The sequence below is a fragment of the Vibrio sp. VP6 genome, assembly GCF_028823755.1.
Lineage (GTDB): Bacteria > Pseudomonadota > Gammaproteobacteria > Enterobacterales > Vibrionaceae > Vibrio > Vibrio parahaemolyticus.
Map to the genome: position 1 here is coordinate 49,049 of NZ_JAPEID010000016.1, position 17,897 is coordinate 66,945.

Consider the following 17,897-nt stretch of genomic DNA (forward strand, 5'->3'; position numbering starts at 1 on the left):
TGCGGTGACAAGGACGACGAGGAAAGGAAGCAATGGGCAAAACACTATACGAAAAAGTCTACGACGCACACGTTGCAGTCGCGGCAGAAGGGGAAACCCCTATTCTTTATATTGATCGTCACTTGGTACACGAAGTGACCTCTCCACAAGCCTTTGATGGCTTGCGTGAAAAAGGTCGTAAAGTTCGTCAGGTTAGCAAAACGTTCGCCACGATGGATCACAACGTTTCGACCACAACCAAAGACATCAATGCCTCTGGCGAGATGGCGCGTATCCAAATGGAAACGCTATCGAAAAACTGCGAAGAGTTCGGTGTTACCCTTTACGACCTAAACCACAAATATCAGGGCATCGTCCATGTTATGGGCCCAGAGCTAGGCATTACTCTACCGGGTATGACCATCGTTTGTGGTGACTCTCATACCGCAACACACGGGGCATTTGGCTCACTGGCTTTCGGTATCGGTACATCAGAAGTTGAACACGTACTAGCGACTCAAACGCTAAAACAAGCACGTGCGAAAACAATGAAAATCGAAGTGAAAGGTAAAGTCGCACCGGGTATTACCGCGAAAGATATCGTTCTAGCGATCATCGGCAAAACAACGGCTGCGGGCGGTACTGGTTATGTGGTTGAATTCTGCGGTGAAGCGATTACTGACCTTTCTATGGAAGGCCGCATGACGGTATGTAACATGGCCATTGAACTGGGCGCAAAAGCAGGCCTAATTGCACCAGATGAAACCACGTTTGAATATATCAAAGGTCGTAAGTTCTCACCGCAAGGCGCAGATTTTGATGCCGCAGTAGAGTACTGGAAGACGTTAAAAACTGACGCAGATGCCGAATTTGATGCCGTAGTAACGCTAAACGCTGCTGACATCAAACCACAAGTAACTTGGGGCACAAACCCAGGTCAGGTCATTGCCGTTGACCAACCGATTCCAGCACCAGAAAGCTTCACAGATCCAATCGAAAAAGCGTCTGCTGAAAAAGCATTGGCTTACATGGGCCTAGAAGCAGGCAAATCATTGTCTGACTACCAAGTAGATAAAGTGTTTGTTGGCTCTTGTACGAACTCTCGCATCGAAGACATGCGCGCTGCCGCCGTCGTGGCGAAAGGCCGTAAGGTCGCATCGCACGTTCAAGCATTGATTGTTCCGGGCTCAGAACAGGTGAAAGCACAAGCAGAAGCCGAAGGCTTGGATGTCATCTTTAAAGAAGCGGGCTTTGAATGGCGTCTACCAGGTTGTTCAATGTGTTTAGCAATGAACAATGACCGTTTGGGACCTCACGAGCGTTGTGCATCAACATCAAACCGTAACTTTGAAGGCCGTCAGGGCCGTGATGGTCGCACTCACTTGGTTAGCCCTGCAATGGCAGCCGCGGCAGCTATCGCTGGTCACTTTGTTGACATTCGTGAATTAACTTTTGATAAACAGGATTAAGGAGAACAATCATGTCAGGTTTTAAACAACATACTGGTTTGGTTGTGCCTCTAGATGCCGCCAACGTTGACACGGATGCCATTATTCCAAAGCAGTTTTTACAAAAAGTTTCTCGCCTAGGTTTCGGTAAGCATCTTTTCCATGACTGGCGCTTCCTTGATGATGCAGGCGAGCGACCAAACCCTGAGTTTGTAATGAATGCGCCACGTTACCAAGGCGCTTCTATCCTACTTGCGCGTGAAAACTTCGGCTGTGGCTCATCTCGTGAACACGCACCTTGGGCTTTGGCTGATTACGGCATTAAAGCGATGATCGCACCTAGTTTTGCGGACATTTTCTACGGTAACTCCATCAACAACCAAATGGTTCCGGTTCGTCTGACTGAGCAAGAAGTGGATGAACTGTTCCAATTCGTTGAAACCAATGGAGGTGCGCAAATTGAAGTGGATCTGGAAGCCCTAAAAGTGCGCGCAAACGGCAAGGAGTATGACTTTAAAATCGACGAGTTCCGTCGTCACTGCCTGCTTAATGGCTTAGATAACATCGGTTTGACGCTTCAGCACGAAGACAAAATCGCTGAGTATGAAGCCAATATCCCGAGCTTCCTGCGTTAAAACGCATCCTTGAATACACAAATAACAGGCTGACCATTGTCAGCCTGTTTTGTTTTTATGCGTAGATTAAAGAAAGAAAACAACAACTAGACGGGTCTACACTAACAATTAAGTCTCACTAAAGGTCTCTCTATGAAGCGTTTCTTATTGCTACTGTGTGCCCTACTCTCCTTTTCCGCTCTCGCCGCACCAAAAGCCAACTTATGGCCTTATTGGCAGCAGTCCAACGAGGTCAACCAAACCTCAATCTCTCATCTGGAGTGGCAACAGTTACTCGACAGCTATCTAGTTACCCGAGGCGACAACACTCTATTTCGTTACAACCAAGTCTCGTTCGCCGATAAAACAAAGTTAAAGCAGTACATTCAACGTCTTGCTAGTTTAAATCCATTGCAATACCGCCAAGCCGAGCAATACGCGTATTGGGTAAATCTGTACAACGCGCTGACGGTTCACCTAATTTTGGATAACTACCCGATAACGTCGATCACCAAGTTAGGCGGGCTGTTTAGCTTTGGCCCATGGGATCAAGATGTCATCACCATTAACGGAAAAAGTCTGACCTTGAATGATATTGAGCACCGAATTTTACGACCAATCTGGCAAGACCCAAGAACGCACTACGCTGTCAATTGTGCAAGCCTAGGCTGCCCGAATCTTCAAACTCAAGCTTTTACCGCTGAGAATACTCAAGCCTTGCTAGAGAGTGCCGCAAAGACCTTTATCAACAGCAAAAAAGGCGTCTCTATTGAAGGCGACACGGCGAAAATATCTTCAATTTATGAGTGGTTTACCGTTGATTTTGGTGGTGAGAAAGAGGTGTTTAACCACATCAGAAAGTACGCGCCACAATACAACCGTTTTTCTGGTCGGGTGAAGTACGACTACGATTGGAACTTGAACCAAGCCGACTGATTTATCCAGCCTTGTTCAGCTTGAGATGCTTTTAACCACCGATAACCCAAAAGCTAAAAAGGGCACCAAGTGCCCTTTTTACTTTCTAGTTTGCTTGATAGATTTTGGCTTACTTAAAGCCTTTAACCTTTTTAATTAAATCGTAAGCGTTTTGAATTTCTTGCGATTTTTCTTTTGCGACGTTCATCATTTCTGGCGGTAAACCTTTGGCCATCAATTTATCAGGGTGATGCTCATTCATTAACTTACGGTAAGCTCGTTTAACGGTTTTACCGTCCGACTCTGGTGACACATCCAAAATTTTGTACGCATCGGCCAATTGATCCGCCTGTGAGGCTTGCTGCCAACCTGACGACTGGTATTGGCCTTGTTGCTGACCATGGAAACCACCTTGATGTTGGAAACGGAACGCCGCTTCTTGCATTTGTAGGCGACGCTCTAGTTGCTCAGAGGAGAAACCTAAACCACGAGCAATTTTGTGCAACACATTACGTTCACTTGGATGGATAGCTCCATCAGCAAAGGCCGCGGAAATTTGCAGTTCAAGGAAGAATTGCAGCAAATCAAAACGGCCAGCGGTCGAGATTTTTACACGCACCAGCACATCTTCTAATGGGAAATCACTCTCTTTCCCTTCGCGGAACGCATCTTGCGCCGCACGGCGTTGTTCGCCATGCAAATTCATACGATCCATCATGGCAGTCGCAAGTTGGATCTCTTCTTTAGTGACCTGCCCTTTGGCTTTTGCCACGTGTCCCATTACTGCAAACGCCGCTTTAAAGAATTCTTCCTGACGCTGCGCCTGACTCGGTCCTTTTCCAAAGCCGCCTGTAGAGAACCCAGCTTGACTTAAACGTCGGGCTTTATCGAATTGGTGACCAATAAATAAACCAAACAGCAAACCGAATGGACCACCCAGTAACAAGCCAAAAAAGGCACCCAGAATTTTGCCAAAAATATGCATTATGTGTTCTCTATCAATGAATTTTTATCGACGACGACGGTCTTATAGTGCCGGATGGAACGATTTCCTTTATGATAATGGAATTAGTTTTATTTCGGCTAGGCCATTTCGCCTGCTTATCTTTGCAGCTATTTTTGTCGTCATTATGCCATAGCAAATCAATACGCTGGGACAATTGCGACTATAGTTGATTCATTTGGCTATGACGCTAGGGTACAACAAGCCCTATAGCCATCGAGTAGTAGTGACACAGGAAAGTTCAATTCAATGCAACATTTCTCCCGCACATTTATAGCGGCCTCTATCAGCACCGCCTTGTTTGTACCCACCACTCAAGCTGAAGCGAATATAAATGATAGTGTGCAGGAAATGCCCGCCACAGATCAATGTTTGGTCGAAACAAGTGGCGAGGAGGACGCTCTTAATACCCCAGTAGTGGTAGAAGCGGACAACCTGCAAGCCATTAATGGTGACAAAGCACAATACTCTGGAAACGTCCAAGTAACGCAAGGTCCGAAGAAAATCACCGCAGATAGCGTAACCCTGCACCAACAAGACAACGTGGTGGTGGCAGAAGGCAACGTGACCTTCAATGACGGACAAGTTAAAGCCCGCTCAGATCGTGTTACCAACGACATCAACCAAGATACCTTCTCGCTTGAAAACACCGAATACCAATTTCTTTGCCAACAAGGTCGTGGTACTGCTGCTTACATTGCGCGTACAGGTCAGTCTGTCTATGAACTAGAAGATGGCTCAATCACATCATGTCCGGAAGGCGATAATTCATGGCGCTTGGTTGCGTCTGGTATTGACGTAGACCAAGACGAAGAGACCGCCACGCTGCACCACCCTCGTTTTGAGATCATGGATGTGCCCGTGTTTTACGTGCCATACATGACTATGCCTATTGGTAATACGCGTAAAACCGGTTTCCTATTCCCTTCTCTTTCTTACGGTTCTAGTGATGGTATGGAAGTGGAAGTGCCATTTTACTGGAACATCGCACCTCAATACGACATGACACTCACTGCACTCTACATGCAGCAACGTGGCACCAAACTCGACACCGATTTCCGTTACCTAACCGATGGTTGGGGTGAAGGTAAACTGAAAGGCGAATACCTCAACAGCGATAAAAAATATCAAGATGATTCTCGCTGGGGTTACCAAGTTAAGCACGATGGTATTATCAATAAACAGTGGATTGTTAAAGTTGATTACTCACAAGTCAGTGACATTGATTACTTCCTAGATTTGGACTCTGACATCGGTAACCGTGAAGACGGCCAGTTAGTCCAAGAAGGACATGTGCAGTACCGTTCAGATTTCTGGGATGCGTCTTTAACCGTTCGAGATTTCCAAATCCTCTTGAAAGAAGAAAACCGTCCATATCGTTTGCTTCCTCAATTAGATTTGAACTACTACACGCCGTTGTGGGGTGATCACCTTAACTTCGACGTAAAAAGCCAAGTCAGCCGTTTTGACACTAGTGATACCGCTCGACCAAACGCGACTCGCGTTCACATAGAGCCGGGACTAACCATGCCGCTGTCAAACTCTTGGGCCACTTGGACAACGGAAGCGCGCGTACTTTCCACTTACTACTCTCAAGACCTTACTGGCTTGACAGACGTGGACTTGAAAAACCAGCTTGATGAACAAGTTTCTCGTGTTATTCCTGAGTTCCGTACCCATGCTCAGATTTACTTAGAGCGTGACACCAGTTGGATCAAAGGCTACACACAAACGCTAGAACCACAGCTTCAGTACCTTTACGTACCAGAAGAAGATCAAACCAACATCTACAACTACGATACAACGCTGCTGCAAACTGACTACTACGGTCTATTCCGCAGTCGTAAGTACAGTGGTATTGATAAAATCGCATCGGCTAACCAGCTGAGCTACGGTGCAAGTACGCGCTTCTTTGATGATGACTACAAAGAACGTTTGAACGTGTCGTTTGGTCAGATCTACTACTTCGATAAGAAGACGAAAATCAGCAATAGCCCGAACATTCCAGACGAGACAACCAACTACTCTTCATGGGCAGTTGAAGCTGATTTCAACTACAACGACTACCTGTTCTATCACGGTGGCGTTCAGTACGACATCGACTTAAGCTCAATGCAGCTTGCCAACAGTACGTTGGAATATCAGTTTAACGGCGGCTTTATTCAAGGTAACTACCGCTATGTCACTCGCGAATACATCGAAGATACGATCATTCTCGAAAACCTCGACACTATTACTCGTAAAGGTATTTCACAAGCAGGTATCGTAGCGGCATACGAGTTCAACCGTAACTGGTCTGCAAGCGGTCAGTACTACTATGACCTGAATGAAAATACCGATATGGAATGGCTAGCAAGCCTGCGTTACCAATCTGATTGTTGGTACATTGGTTTGACATACTCTAACCAATTACTCGGTTGGGAAAATCAAGCCATCGGCAGTACGGGCTCCTCTCCTGAATACGAAAACAACTTTAGTGTTAACTTCGGTATTCAAGGCTTTGCGACAAATCAAAGCACCGGTACAGCAGTCAAAGAACTGGATGGTTCCGACAACGCGATTAAATACGGTCGCCCATTCTATTTGAACAATTAATCGAATTAAGCGTCTTACTCTAAATAAGACGCTTCTTCAAAAAATACTGACGGAATTTTAAATGAAAATTTGGAAATCAATCTTATTCACGACCCTACTCTCTTGTGGAGCAGTAGCAGCACCGGTAGAGCTTGATAAGGTTGCTGTCATCGTTAACGACGGTGTCATTCTACAAAGCGACATCAATACTGCGATGAAAACCCTACAAGCCAATGCTCGTCAAAGCGGAAAAAGTCTACCTTCGGCAAGCGTGCTCAAAGAGCAAGTGGTAGAAAAACTGATCATCGATACGCTGCAAGGCCAAGAAGCTGACCGTATTGGTGTACGCATCGACGATAACCGTCTAAACCAAGCCATCGCAGAAATCGCACGCAACAATAACCAAAGCGTGGAAGAACTGGCAGCATCCGTGCAAGCAGAAGGCCTAAGCTACCCAGAGTTCCGCGAGCAAATCCGTAAAGAAATTGCAGCGTCAGAAGCTCGTAATGCGCTAGTTCGTCGCCGAATCAATATCCTTCCAGCAGAAGTTGATAGCCTTGCAGACCAGCTAGCTAAAGAAACCAACGCAACCGTGCAATACAAAATCGGTCATATCCAACTGCGTTTCACCGACGGTCAAGATAAATCAGAAGTAGAAGCACAAGCGAAAGCCCTGGTTAAAAAACTGAATGACGGCGCAGACTTCACCGAAATGGCTTACACCTACTCTAAAGGTCCGAAAGCTCTCCAAGGTGGAGATTGGGGTTGGATGCGTAAAGAAGAAATGCCAACCATCTTTGCTGATCAAATCAAGATGCAGAACAAAGGCAGTATCATTGGTCCATTCCGTAGTGGAGTTGGTTTCCACATCCTAAAAATTGAAGATGTGAAGGGTCTAGAAACCGTTGCGGTGACGGAAGTTAACGCTCGCCATATTCTGATCAAACCAACCGTGATTCTTAGTGATGAAGGCGCTAAAAAGCAGTTAAATGAATTCGTTCGTCGCATCAAAGCTGGCGAAGCGACCTTTGCTCAATTGGCCTCACAATACAGCCAAGACCCGGGCTCTGCGGCTCAAGATGGTGAACTTGGTTACCAAACACCGGATCTTTATGTTCCTGAATTTAAACACCAAGTTGAAACACTACCAGTTGGCTCAATCAGTGAACCATTCAAAACGGTTCATGGCTGGCACATTGTTGAAGTGTTAGACCGACGCCAAGTCGACCGCACAGATTCAGCAATGAAGAATAAAGCTTACCGCATTCTGTTCAATCGTAAGTTTAATGAAGAAGCAGGCGCATGGATGCAAGAGCTGCGTGCAAGTGCGTTTGTTGAAATCGTGGATGACAACAATGACAACTAATTCAATTCGCAGAATTGTCGTAACCGCAGGAGAACCTGCGGGCATCGGCCCTGACTTAGTGCTGGCTCTATCAAAAGAAGATTGGGCACACCAGATTGTCGTCTGCGCAGATAAAAACATGTTGCTGGAACGTGCCAAAATGCTTGGCATTGATGTCCAACTCTTTGATTACAATCCTGAAGAAGCACCTAAGGCGCAAAAAGCGGGCACACTTATCGTTGACCACGTTGAAATTTCGGAAAACGCGATTGCTGGTCAACTTAATGAAGCCAACGGCCACTACGTATTAAAAACGCTAGAAAGAGCCGCTTTGGGCTGTATGAATGGTGAATTTGATGCTATTGTCACCGGCCCTGTTCACAAGGGGGTGATCAATCGCGCAGGTGTTGCATTCAGTGGTCATACTGAATTCTTTGCCGAGAAATCAAATACACCGTTAGTGGTGATGATGTTGGCAACAGAAGGACTGCGTGTCGCATTGGTTACCACACATATTCCATTGGCGTATGTGTCAAAAGCGGTCACCGAAGAGCGACTAGAGAAGATCATCGATATTCTTCATAAAGACCTCGTAGAAAAATTTGCCATCGCAGAGCCAAACATCTATGTTTGCGGGCTTAATCCTCATGCAGGTGAAGATGGCTGTTTAGGTCGTGAAGAGATCGAAACCATCACTCCGACACTGGAAAAGATTCAAAAAGAAAAAGGTATCAAGCTGATCGGCCCACTGCCGGCAGATACCATTTTCAATGAAAAATATTTAAACGATGCAGATGCTGTTTTAGGCATGTACCACGACCAAGTATTGCCAGTATTAAAATACAAAGGCTTTGGACGTTCAGTAAACATTACTCTTGGTCTACCTTTTATTAGAACCTCGGTAGATCACGGTACTGCATTAGAACTGGCAGGGACAGGTCAAGCGGATACAGGGAGCTTCCGAACAGCGCTCACGCATGCGATAGAATTGGTAGAGAAGAAACAATGAGAAATGATGTCCATTTAGGACACAAAGCGCGTAAACGTTTTGGTCAAAACTTCCTGAACGATCCATACATTATTGATGGCATCGTATCAGCAATTAACCCAAAGCCAGGTCAGAATCTGGTTGAGATCGGCCCGGGTCTTGGTGCAATCACAGAACCCGTTGGCCGTGAAGTAGATAAGTTCACCGTCATCGAACTGGACCGTGACTTAGCCGAGCGTTTACGTAACCACCCTGATTTGGCAGACAAACTAACGATTCATGAAGGCGACGCAATGCGCTTTGACTTCACTCAGTTAGTGAAGCCAAACAACAAGCTGCGTATCTTCGGTAACTTGCCGTACAACATCTCTACACCTTTGATGTTCCACCTATTTGAATTCCATAAAGACATTCAAGACATGCACTTTATGCTTCAAAAAGAAGTGGTGAATCGCTTGGCAGCAGGCCCGGGCAGTAAAGCTTACGGTCGTCTAACGGTAATGGCGCAGTACTACTGTAAAGTTGTACCTGTACTAGAAGTGCCACCAACCGCATTTGTTCCGCCTCCGAAAGTAGACTCCGCTGTTGTTCGCCTAGTACCTTATGAAGAGCTACCATGCCCAGCGAAAGATCTACGTTTACTCGATCGAGTTTGTCGTGAAGGCTTTAACCAACGCCGTAAAACCGTGCGTAACTGCTACAAATCTCTGTTGAGCGCAGAAGTTCTGGAAGAGCTAGGTGTAAACCCAAGCATGCGTCCAGAAAACCTAACGCTACAACAATTCGTCGCGATGGCGAACTGGCTAGCGGACAACCCGCAGCACTAATAACTCAAACAATAAGCCAAACCCTTGCCGGTTTGGCTTATTATTAAGTTTATCAAGGAGTGCACATGGACGTCATTCAACCCTGCATCAAGATTCAAGTTCACACCAAATACATCGAAGAGCAATCCAATCCAGAGCTACAACGCTTTGTTTTCGCCTACGTCATTACCATTAAAAACCTCAGCCAACAGACAGTACAGCTCATAAGTCGCCGATGGTTGATTACCGATTCCAACGGTAAACAAATGACGGTAGAGGGAGAAGGTGTTGTTGGGCAGCAGCCGTTTATTCCAAGCAACGATGAATACACTTACAGCAGTGGTACCGCGTTAGAAACGCCTGTTGGTGTCATGCAAGGACACTACAAAATGCTGGATGAAAAAGGCCAGGAATTCATCACTGAAATTGAGCCATTTCGTTTAGCGATTCCGAACGTTTTAAATTAATAAGATTGGAGATTCAGTGGCTACCTATATCGTTGGTGACATCCAAGGCTGTTTTGACGAACTACAGCAGCTACTCAAGCGCGTCAACTTTTCCACTCAACATGACCAACTTTGGCTCGCAGGAGATTTGGTGGCTCGCGGCCCGAAATCACTCGAAACACTGCGCTTCGTAAAGTCACTCGGTGACAGCGCAAAAGTCGTACTCGGCAATCATGACTTACATTTACTGGCTGTATCTTACGGCCTGAAAAAGCGAAAAGACAAAGATAAAACGACCCCTATTTTCCTCGCTAAAGACCGCGAAGAACTGCTCTCTTGGCTAGCTAAACGACCTCTTCTGGCAGAGCACGACGAGTTTGTGATGTGTCATGCGGGTATCTCACCGCAATGGGATTTAGAAACAGCCAGACAATGCGCTCGCGAAGTAGAACATATTATCCAAGGCGAAGAGTTGCCGTGGTTGCTAAAAAACATGTACAGCAACTTACCAGATCTTTGGGATGACTCTCTGGAAGGTCTGGATCGCTATCGTTATATCATCAATGCCTTTACAAGAATGCGTTTCTGCTTTTCTGATGGTCGTTTAGATATGGACTGCAAACTGCCTCCGCAAGAAGTCACAGGTGACCAATTGGTACCTTGGTTTGAACTGCCACACCGCATACCGTTAGAAAAAACAGTGTTATTCGGTCACTGGGCAGCATTGCAGGGCTATATCGATGAAAAAGTCATTGGACTCGATACTGGCTGTGTCTGGGGTGGTTCGCTGACGATGATCCGTTGGGAAGACAAACAACTCTTTATCCAAGACGCTCTCGATTAATCACTAGATCCTTACTCCAAAAACAAAAAGCACCGTGTTTACGGTGCTTTTTTCTATTCTGCTTCGAGAGACTTTTCTAACTATTGCTTTTCTAAAATCGTAAAACGCATGTTGTAAGCGTTTTTCTCATCCGCTTGGTAGGTTTCAGAATACGTTTCTTTGAAGTCACTACTCCATTGTGGGAACTGAGTATCACCCTCAACATCAGCGTCAATGAAAGTTAAATACAACTTATCAGCTTTATCAAGAAATGCTTCGTATATGCTCCCACCACCAATCACCATTATTTCATCATGTCCTTTTGCCGCATCTAACGCTAAAGACGGGGAAGATACAACAGTAACACCATCAGCTCTAAATGAAGCATCACGGGTGATTACAATATTAAGTCTATCAGGCAAGGCCTTCCCTATAGACTCAAACGTTTTACGTCCCATAATGACTGGTTTACCCAAAGTGTGCTGTTTAAACCAAGCAAAATCTGCAGGTAAATGCCAAGGCATAGCGTTATTGTTTCCGATGATCATCGGCTTTTCTTTATCAATAGCACTGTTGTGTGCCATTGCCGCAATCATACTAATCATAAACTTACTGTACCTTGATAAAAATGGAGCGCAAATTATACATAAATAACGACGCAGGACAAATGACAACTATACAATAGGTCTGCGGCGGTAGAATAACAGCCCAGGAACTGCGAGGCCAACTGCTAGACCAGCAATAATAAACATGGCTTTAAGAAAGTTCTCCATGCAGGTCGCAATTAACTCTGGCGAGTAACCCAAATGGTTAATCTCCACCATCGCAATCATCGCTTTGTAAGCAAAAACTCCCGGCACCATAGGTATCAATGCAGCGACAGTAAACACTTTTGGATGAGCCAAAAAGCGGTGAGACCAATGAACCCCTATCATGCCAACCAAGGTGGCAGCGAAGAAGGTCGCCCACTCAATCGGTACTCCAAACTGCATCATCAAGTAACGACTTCCGTGACCAATCGCACCACCTACCGCGCAATAGATCAAAGCTCGCTGTGGCACATTAAACACCAACGCAAAGCCGACTGCAGGGATGGCTGCAAAAAACATGTCATTGAGCAAACCGAGCGTTAAATCAAAAATATTCATTAAATTGCCCACCCCCAAATACCAGTTACACTCATTGCCGCCACAATGCCCAAACACGTTGCTAACGTCAGCAAACTGGCCATTACAAACCGAGCAATACCCATATTAATGTGACCTTTTAGCATGTCTGCTACCGAATTAATCAGTGGAAAACCAGGCACCAACATTAATACCGACGATGCCATCGCTACGGTTGGTAAATTACCAATTTGATAAATTTCAGCTTGAGCAGAAATCAACGTGGTTACAAATGCGGTAGCAGCAAAGTTAAGTAATGGATTGAAGTGACGATGGCCAATCTCTTGGCGCACGATCATGCCACCAGCCGAGGCCAAGAAGGTCATAATAAATACGCCCCAATCGCCACCCGCTAAATGGCTGAATGCCGCGCATGATAAGCCAATCATAAGCACCACTAGCCAGCGGTTGTACCGTTCTGGGCTGATGGTATTCAGTTTTTTCTGCGCCATGGCAGCATCGAGTAACCCGCGCTCCATCATGATACAGATGCGTTGAATTTGCGTAATAACGCGCATGTTGATGCCACGATCGGCACAGCTTCGAGTAGTGGTGATGCAGTGTCCATCCATTACGGTCGTGACAACCAAGGCATTGGCTGAGAGGGCTACAGCCACTTCATGCACGCCACAAGCTAAGCCAATACGACGCATGATATCGCACACAAGCGTACTTTCTGCGCCATGGGCCAACAGCATTTGTCCGGCTTGAGCGACAAGTCGAGAAATGGAGCGTTGGTTAGATACCGTCAACTCTCCAGACGGTATGGTTTCTAGATTCATAGATAGGTCTAAGTCCTTTTAGGGTGTTGCTTACTCTCACGTGAAGGAGGTCAAACAGTCCCGAATTATCACGCGAAGCCACTATTGTGCCGCAAATCACATCATCTAAATATGATTTAGATACAAAAAAAGCCGCAATAGATTTTGCGGCTTTATTAAATTTTCTAGCAAGACATCGCTTGGAGAGAACAATTAGTCACGAACGTAGACAACGTGACCGTCATCTTCTTCGTCATCCCAATCATCCCAGTCATCGTCATCTTCAGTAACAACGTCTTTTCCTGCCATTGCATCTTTATGGTAATCATCCCACATGAAGTTAACTTTATCTTCTTCAGCCACTTCTTCCTCTTCGCGAGGTAGGTTTTCCATAAAGTCAGCAAGTTTGTAGCAAAGCTCTTTTGTGCCAGAACGGTTGATCGCAGAGATCTTGAAGTACTCGTCTTCCCAACCTAGCGCATCCAAGATCTCTTGGATCTTTTCATTCGCTTCTTCTTCAGGCATCAGATCAACTTTGTTGAACACCAACCAGCGAGGTTTGCTTGCCAGTTTTTCACTGTATTGCTCTAGCTCATCAATGATGGTTAGTGCATTTTGTACAGGATCAGACTGATCAATCGGCATGATATCAATCATGTGCAGCAACACTCGGCAACGTTCTAGGTGTTTCAAGAAACGAATACCTAAACCCGCACCATCAGCAGCCCCTTCGATAAGCCCCGGGATGTCAGCAACCACAAAGCTCTTTTCAGGAACAACACTCACCACACCCAAGCTTGGGATTAACGTGGTAAACGGGTAGTCTGCTACTTTTGGTTTTGCCGCTGATACCGCGCGAATAAACGTCGATTTACCTGCGTTTGGCAAGCCAAGCATACCAACGTCCGCCAACAGCAGTAGCTCAAGACGGATTTCACGAATTTCACCTTTTGTACCTAGCGTTCTTTGACGAGGCGCTCGGTTTACTGAAGATTTGAAACGCGTGTTACCAAGACCGTGCCAGCCGCCTTTCGCTACCATCACTTTCTTACCGTGTTCAGCAACTTCTGCCACAATTTCGTTAGTGTGGATATCTACTGCGCGAGTACCCACTGGTACGCGAAGAACGATGTCTTTACCACGTTTACCAGTACAGTTACCACCGCGACCGTTTTCACCACGCTCCGCTTCGTAGAAGCGTTGGAAACGGTAATCAATTAGGGTATTTAGGTTTTCATCAGCTTGGATGTAAACATCACCGCCGTCACCACCATCACCGCCGTCAGGGCCACCTTTAGTGATGAATTTTTCACGCCAGAAACTGACAACGCCGCTACCGCCATCACCAGCCTGAACTTTTACTACCGCTTCATCTACGAACTTCATCTTTTACTCCGACTACTTCGTGCGTGGATTAAATCTACTGTGTCATCCGACAATTTTAGCAGATGACAGATCTAAGCTCCCAGATTCAAATCGCCTCGGATTCTAACGAGAAACTTCGATATATCGACTGCCATAAATAAAAAACCCCGCCGATTCGGCAGGGCTTTTGAATTCAGCTTAAAGCTATTAAGTAACTTGGTAAAAACCTAATTACTCAGCTTCGATGCTTACAAACTTACGGTTCTTAGGACCTTTCACTTCGAACTTCACTTTACCTTCAGTAAGAGCGAATAGAGTGTGGTCTTTACCGATACCTACGTTGTTACCAGCGTGGAACTTAGTACCACGTTGACGAACGATGATGTTACCTGCAAGTACAGATTCACCACCGAAACGCTTAACACCTAGACGTTTGCTTTCTGAATCGCGGCCGTTACGAGTAGAACCACCAGCTTTTTTGTGTGCCATTGTTAAACTCTCCTAATAGATTAAGCGTTGATACCAGTGATCTTCACTTCAGTGAACCACTGACGGTGACCCTGTTGCTTACGAGAGTGCTTACGACGACGGAACTTAACGATTTTAACTTTATCGCCACGACCGTGTTGTACAACTTCAGCAACAATTTTGCCGCCCTCTACAAGAGGAGCACCAACTTTGATGTCTTCGCCGTTAGCAACAAGAAGAACTTTATCAAATTCTACAGTTGCACCAGTTTCAACGTCTAATTTCTCTAAACGAAGAGTTTGACCTTCGCTTACACGGTGTTGTTTACCACCAGATTGGAAAACAGCGTACATATTTTACTCCGCTTTTTCCGCACAGCCTTTTCATGAGGGTGTGCGCTAAACTAATCATCAATAGGGCGCAGATTCTACAGAAGAGATGCCCCTATGACAAGCCATATTTTGAAAAAATTGGCGAAAAGCTAATCGCCAAAGAAAAGTGCGGCAATCATGCCCTTTAGTAATGTATTAATCAACGTTTTTTAGTGTATTATTCGACAATTATATAAATCGAATAAGCCTTGCAGGGTCTAACTTCAGCCGGATATACGATGGATTTTAAAACTATCCAAGCGCTTACTGCCGATGACATGGCAAAAGTGAATGAAACAATTCAAGCCCAACTAAATTCTGATGTCTCTTTAATCAACCAGCTCGGTTTCTATATCGTGAGTGGTGGAGGCAAACGTCTACGACCGTTACTGGCAATATTGTCAGCACGTGCATTGGGGTACCAAGGCACTGGCCATACGATGGCAGCGGCGTTTATCGAGTTCATCCATACAGCGACTTTGCTGCACGATGATGTCGTGGACGAATCAGACATGCGCCGTGGAAAAGCGACAGCGAATGCTGCGTTTGGTAATGCCGCGAGCGTACTTGTTGGGGACTTTATTTACACTCGCTCATTTCAGATGATGACTGAGCTAGGATCCATGAAGATCCTTCAACTAATGAGTAATGCAGTAAATGTGATCGCCGAAGGTGAAGTTCAACAGTTGATGAACTGTAACGATCCTGACACTACCGAAGAAAGCTACATGCAAGTCATCTACTCAAAGACTGCACGCTTGTTCGAGTCTGCAACGCAAATTGGCGCGATCTTAAATGATGCTCCAGAACACGTTGAATTGGCTCTGCAGAATTATGGTAAATACCTAGGCACTGCATTCCAGCTTATTGATGATGTAATGGACTACACATCCGATGGCGAAGACATGGGCAAAAACGTTGGTGATGATTTGGCTGAAGGAAAACCGACTCTGCCTCTGTTGCATGCAATGCGTAATACGACGCCAGAAAATGCGCTAATGATTCGCGAAGCGATTGAAAAAGCCAATGGCATGGAACGCTTAGATGAAATCCTAGCCGTTATGAAAGAGGCCGGTTCGTTAGAATACACCACACAGAAAGCGTTAGAAGAAGCAGATAAGGCGATCGCTGAACTGGAAGTACTACCAGAATCAGAATACAAAGAAGCGCTTATCACGCTGGCTCATGTTGCGGTAAAACGCACCCGCTAGCACCACCAGACCCTTTAGCAAGAAACACAAAAGGAAGAGCATTTCGCTCTTCCTTTTTCGTCTCAGCTCTAGACAATTTCAACGGCTCTGACTAATAGTATCGTTCGCTTCCACCATGCAGCTGTGGATCGTCTTCTATCTCATCAAAGCTCACTGCTATCTGTTGATCTGAGCCTTGCTTGGATAACAAAACGGTCTCTGCTTCACGGTCGACAACCAAAATCGTCCCGACGCCTTCTTGGCACTCAACAACCATGCCTTTACGGATTCGACTTGCTTCCATCATCTTCTCCTTAACAATGTTGTTTTGGTTCGCTTGTGATACGTAATTCAGAGCAAAAAGATCAAAAAAGCCGATCCTAAGATCGGCTTTCTTCTTAATTCGCGTTATAGAGATTATTTAGCGAATTCAACACCAATGTTGATGTCGCCATTTAACGTTTCTAGCATTCCATCTAGTGCCGCTTTTTCGAAGTCGCTCAATTCGCCGTAGCTTAGTACTTCTTCTACGCCTTCTTTGCCCAGCTTCACAGGTTGTGCAAAGTAAGGTGCGTGCTCGCTGTCACCTTCAACGTAAGCACACTCAACAACGCCTTCTTCACCTTGAAGAGCTCGTACAAGTGCTAGACCGAAACGACAAGCCGCTTGGCCCATAGAAAGTGTCGCACTACCGCCACCCGCTTTTGCTTCAACAACTTCTGTGCCCGCGTTTTGAATACGCTTAGTCAGAGCTTCTACTTCTTCAGCTGTAAACTCCACACCTTCTACTTGAGAAAGAAGAGGAAGAATTGTCACGCCAGAGTGACCACCGATAACTGGTACACGGATATCGCTAGGATCTTTGCCTTTTAGCTCAGCAACAAACGTTTCTGAACGGATCACGTCTAGTGTGGTAATACCGAATAGGCGACGCTTGTCGTAAACGCCCGCTTTCTTCAGAACTTCAGCAGCGATTGGCACTGTTGTGTTCACTGGGTTAGTGATGATACCTACACATGCTTTAGGACAAACAACCGCAATCTTTTCAGCTAGTGATTTCACAATACCAGCGTTTACATTGAACAGATCCGCACGATCCATGCCCGGCTTACGAGCAACACCCGCAGAGATAAGAACTACATCTGCACCTTCTAGCGCAGGAGTTGGATCTTCACCAGCGTAACCTTTGATCGATACTGGTGTTGGGATGTGGCTAAGATCTGCTGCTACGCCAGGCGTAACTGGAGCAATATCGTATAGGGCTAAATCAGAACCAGCAGGAAGACGGTTCTTAAGCAGAAGGGCAAGGGCTTGACCGATGCCACCAGCGGCACCAATAACGGCTACTTTCATGTAGTTCTCCTTGAGAGTATTTCTCTTATAAACGTATTCGTAGGGTAGTTTGTAACCAACTGAAATAAGCTATCGGAATCACAACTTGATTACAATCAATTAACGCCAGCTTTGCGACCTCGCGCAACTCGCTGTTGTCGTGCTACAAATGAAGGTTGGATTATTCTTTTATTCTGTTGAAATGACAAGAAATTCAACAGGACAAAACGAGACTGGTTGAATAACCTTAAAGAATCCTGTTCTGTTTATGGTTTACAGTGATGCAACTAACAGAATGCCGGG

The 17,897-nt window shown here is 45.6% G+C and carries 19 protein-coding genes; 10 read left to right on the forward strand and 9 right to left on the reverse strand.

From position 1 onward, the window contains the following. Window positions 1–32 precede the first annotated feature (32 nt). From leuC to OU793_RS12190, 3 genes are all read left to right on the forward strand, one after another. Window positions 33–1,448 carry a 3-isopropylmalate dehydratase large subunit gene (gene leuC / locus OU793_RS12180; protein ID WP_005459505.1) on the forward strand — a complete coding sequence of 472 codons (1,416 nt, stop codon included), beginning with the start codon at window positions 33–35 and terminating at the stop codon, window positions 1,446–1,448. An 11-nt stretch (window positions 1,449–1,459) separates the two neighbouring features. Continuing rightward, window positions 1,460–2,062 carry a 3-isopropylmalate dehydratase small subunit gene (gene leuD / locus OU793_RS12185; RefSeq protein WP_042771685.1) on the forward strand — a complete coding sequence of 201 codons (603 nt, stop codon included), beginning with the start codon at window positions 1,460–1,462 and terminating at the stop codon, window positions 2,060–2,062. Window positions 2,063–2,194: 132 nt separating this feature from the next. Continuing rightward, window positions 2,195–2,977 carry a DUF547 domain-containing protein gene (locus tag OU793_RS12190; RefSeq protein WP_042771686.1) on the forward strand — a complete coding sequence of 261 codons (783 nt, stop codon included), beginning with the start codon at window positions 2,195–2,197 and terminating at the stop codon, window positions 2,975–2,977. A 109-nt stretch (window positions 2,978–3,086) separates the two neighbouring features. Here the strand turns inward: OU793_RS12190 and djlA are convergent, their stop codons facing one another. After that, the gene (djlA, locus tag OU793_RS12195) at window positions 3,087–3,941 is read right to left on the reverse strand and encodes a co-chaperone DjlA (RefSeq protein WP_029837042.1); all 855 of its coding nucleotides are present in this window, start codon (window positions 3,939–3,941) and stop codon (window positions 3,087–3,089) included. Between the two features lie 267 nt (window positions 3,942–4,208). On the opposite strand from djlA, the gene lptD reads away from it, so the two are divergent. The 6 genes from lptD to apaH all read left to right on the forward strand — a co-directional run bounded on the left by lptD (window position 4,209) and on the right by apaH (window position 10,962). Continuing rightward, entirely contained in the window at window positions 4,209–6,554 is a 2,346-nt protein-coding gene (gene lptD, locus OU793_RS12200) for an LPS assembly protein LptD (RefSeq protein ID WP_005459627.1), read from the forward strand. A 61-nt stretch (window positions 6,555–6,615) separates the two neighbouring features. Beyond that, window positions 6,616–7,899, forward strand: a complete 1,284-nt coding sequence (gene surA, locus OU793_RS12205) for a peptidylprolyl isomerase SurA (RefSeq protein ID WP_005459625.1) — start codon at window positions 6,616–6,618, stop codon at window positions 7,897–7,899. After that, window positions 7,889–8,887: a 4-hydroxythreonine-4-phosphate dehydrogenase PdxA gene (gene pdxA / locus OU793_RS12210; protein ID WP_042771691.1), complete on the forward strand. Its 999-nt coding sequence runs from the start codon at window positions 7,889–7,891 to the stop codon at window positions 8,885–8,887. The genes surA and pdxA overlap by 11 nt, the downstream gene beginning before the upstream one ends. Further along, complete coding sequence (gene rsmA, locus OU793_RS12215) at window positions 8,884–9,693, forward strand: 16S rRNA (adenine(1518)-N(6)/adenine(1519)-N(6))-dimethyltransferase RsmA (protein WP_005459622.1); 810 nt, start codon at window positions 8,884–8,886, stop codon at window positions 9,691–9,693. Before pdxA ends, rsmA begins: the two co-directional genes overlap by 4 nt. A gap of 65 nt (window positions 9,694–9,758) precedes the next feature. Further along, complete coding sequence (gene apaG / locus OU793_RS12220) at window positions 9,759–10,139, forward strand: Co2+/Mg2+ efflux protein ApaG (RefSeq protein ID WP_005459620.1); 381 nt, start codon at window positions 9,759–9,761, stop codon at window positions 10,137–10,139. A 16-nt stretch (window positions 10,140–10,155) separates the two neighbouring features. Next, on the forward strand, window positions 10,156–10,962 hold the full coding sequence (gene apaH / locus OU793_RS12225) for a bis(5'-nucleosyl)-tetraphosphatase (symmetrical) ApaH (protein WP_025545711.1): 807 nt from the start codon (window positions 10,156–10,158) through the stop codon (window positions 10,960–10,962). Window positions 10,963–11,042: 80 nt separating this feature from the next. On the opposite strand, the gene folA is transcribed toward apaH, so the two are convergent. From folA to rplU, 6 genes are all read right to left on the reverse strand, one after another. Then, window positions 11,043–11,546, reverse strand: coding sequence for a type 3 dihydrofolate reductase (folA, locus tag OU793_RS12230; protein ID WP_025545709.1), 504 nt, complete (start codon window positions 11,544–11,546; stop codon window positions 11,043–11,045). Between the two features lie 69 nt (window positions 11,547–11,615). Further along, entirely contained in the window at window positions 11,616–12,089 is a 474-nt protein-coding gene (locus OU793_RS12235) for a threonine/serine exporter family protein (protein ID WP_005459611.1), read from the reverse strand. Next, window positions 12,089–12,889, reverse strand: a complete 801-nt coding sequence (locus OU793_RS12240) for a threonine/serine exporter family protein (RefSeq protein WP_005459610.1) — start codon at window positions 12,887–12,889, stop codon at window positions 12,089–12,091. The genes OU793_RS12235 and OU793_RS12240 overlap by 1 nt, the downstream gene beginning before the upstream one ends. A gap of 192 nt (window positions 12,890–13,081) precedes the next feature. Further along, window positions 13,082–14,254, reverse strand: a complete 1,173-nt coding sequence (gene cgtA / locus OU793_RS12245; protein ID WP_005489537.1) for an Obg family GTPase CgtA — start codon at window positions 14,252–14,254, stop codon at window positions 13,082–13,084. 210 nt (window positions 14,255–14,464) lie between these two features. Continuing rightward, a complete protein-coding gene (gene rpmA, locus OU793_RS12250) occupies window positions 14,465–14,722 on the reverse strand; it encodes a 50S ribosomal protein L27 (protein ID WP_005383095.1) in 258 nt (85 codons plus the stop codon). A gap of 20 nt (window positions 14,723–14,742) precedes the next feature. Further along, window positions 14,743–15,054 (reverse strand): 50S ribosomal protein L21, encoded by a 312-nt coding sequence (rplU, locus tag OU793_RS12255; protein WP_005383096.1) that lies wholly within the window; start codon window positions 15,052–15,054, stop codon window positions 14,743–14,745. A gap of 257 nt (window positions 15,055–15,311) precedes the next feature. Between rplU and ispB the strand changes: the two genes are divergently transcribed. Continuing rightward, a complete protein-coding gene (ispB, locus tag OU793_RS12260; RefSeq protein WP_005479642.1) occupies window positions 15,312–16,283 on the forward strand; it encodes an octaprenyl diphosphate synthase in 972 nt (323 codons plus the stop codon). 91 nt (window positions 16,284–16,374) lie between these two features. On the opposite strand, the gene OU793_RS12265 is transcribed toward ispB, so the two are convergent. Together OU793_RS12265 and mdh are read right to left on the reverse strand one after the other, a co-directional pair. Then, window positions 16,375–16,566, reverse strand: a complete 192-nt coding sequence (locus OU793_RS12265; protein ID WP_005479653.1) for a hypothetical protein — start codon at window positions 16,564–16,566, stop codon at window positions 16,375–16,377. Between the two features lie 113 nt (window positions 16,567–16,679). Further along, window positions 16,680–17,615 (reverse strand): malate dehydrogenase, encoded by a 936-nt coding sequence (mdh, locus tag OU793_RS12270; protein ID WP_005454639.1) that lies wholly within the window; start codon window positions 17,613–17,615, stop codon window positions 16,680–16,682. Between the last annotated feature and the right edge of the window lie 282 nt (window positions 17,616–17,897).

What these genes read in the sequence shown, in the direction of transcription:
- djlA (WP_029837042.1), bottom strand. Translation starts at nt 3,941, where the DNA reads ATGCATATTTTTGGCAAAATTCTGGGTGCCTTTTTTGGCTTGTTACTG.
- rsmA (WP_005459622.1), top strand. Translation starts at nt 8,884, where the DNA reads ATGAGAAATGATGTCCATTTAGGACACAAAGCGCGTAAACGTTTTGGT.
- OU793_RS12240 (WP_005459610.1), bottom strand. Translation starts at nt 12,889, where the DNA reads ATGAATCTAGAAACCATACCGTCTGGAGAGTTGACGGTATCTAACCAA.
- leuC (WP_005459505.1), top strand. Translation starts at nt 33, where the DNA reads ATGGGCAAAACACTATACGAAAAAGTCTACGACGCACACGTTGCAGTC.
- leuD (WP_042771685.1), top strand. Translation starts at nt 1,460, where the DNA reads ATGTCAGGTTTTAAACAACATACTGGTTTGGTTGTGCCTCTAGATGCC.
- folA (WP_025545709.1), bottom strand. Translation starts at nt 11,546, where the DNA reads ATGATTAGTATGATTGCGGCAATGGCACACAACAGTGCTATTGATAAA.
- apaG (WP_005459620.1), top strand. Translation starts at nt 9,759, where the DNA reads ATGGACGTCATTCAACCCTGCATCAAGATTCAAGTTCACACCAAATAC.
- lptD (WP_005459627.1), top strand. Translation starts at nt 4,209, where the DNA reads ATGCAACATTTCTCCCGCACATTTATAGCGGCCTCTATCAGCACCGCC.
- mdh (WP_005454639.1), bottom strand. Translation starts at nt 17,615, where the DNA reads ATGAAAGTAGCCGTTATTGGTGCCGCTGGTGGCATCGGTCAAGCCCTT.
- OU793_RS12235 (WP_005459611.1), bottom strand. Translation starts at nt 12,089, where the DNA reads ATGAATATTTTTGATTTAACGCTCGGTTTGCTCAATGACATGTTTTTT.
- rpmA (WP_005383095.1), bottom strand. Translation starts at nt 14,722, where the DNA reads ATGGCACACAAAAAAGCTGGTGGTTCTACTCGTAACGGCCGCGATTCA.
- cgtA (WP_005489537.1), bottom strand. Translation starts at nt 14,254, where the DNA reads ATGAAGTTCGTAGATGAAGCGGTAGTAAAAGTTCAGGCTGGTGATGGC.
- pdxA (WP_042771691.1), top strand. Translation starts at nt 7,889, where the DNA reads ATGACAACTAATTCAATTCGCAGAATTGTCGTAACCGCAGGAGAACCT.
- ispB (WP_005479642.1), top strand. Translation starts at nt 15,312, where the DNA reads ATGGATTTTAAAACTATCCAAGCGCTTACTGCCGATGACATGGCAAAA.
- rplU (WP_005383096.1), bottom strand. Translation starts at nt 15,054, where the DNA reads ATGTACGCTGTTTTCCAATCTGGTGGTAAACAACACCGTGTAAGCGAA.
- OU793_RS12265 (WP_005479653.1), bottom strand. Translation starts at nt 16,566, where the DNA reads ATGGAAGCAAGTCGAATCCGTAAAGGCATGGTTGTTGAGTGCCAAGAA.
- OU793_RS12190 (WP_042771686.1), top strand. Translation starts at nt 2,195, where the DNA reads ATGAAGCGTTTCTTATTGCTACTGTGTGCCCTACTCTCCTTTTCCGCT.
- surA (WP_005459625.1), top strand. Translation starts at nt 6,616, where the DNA reads ATGAAAATTTGGAAATCAATCTTATTCACGACCCTACTCTCTTGTGGA.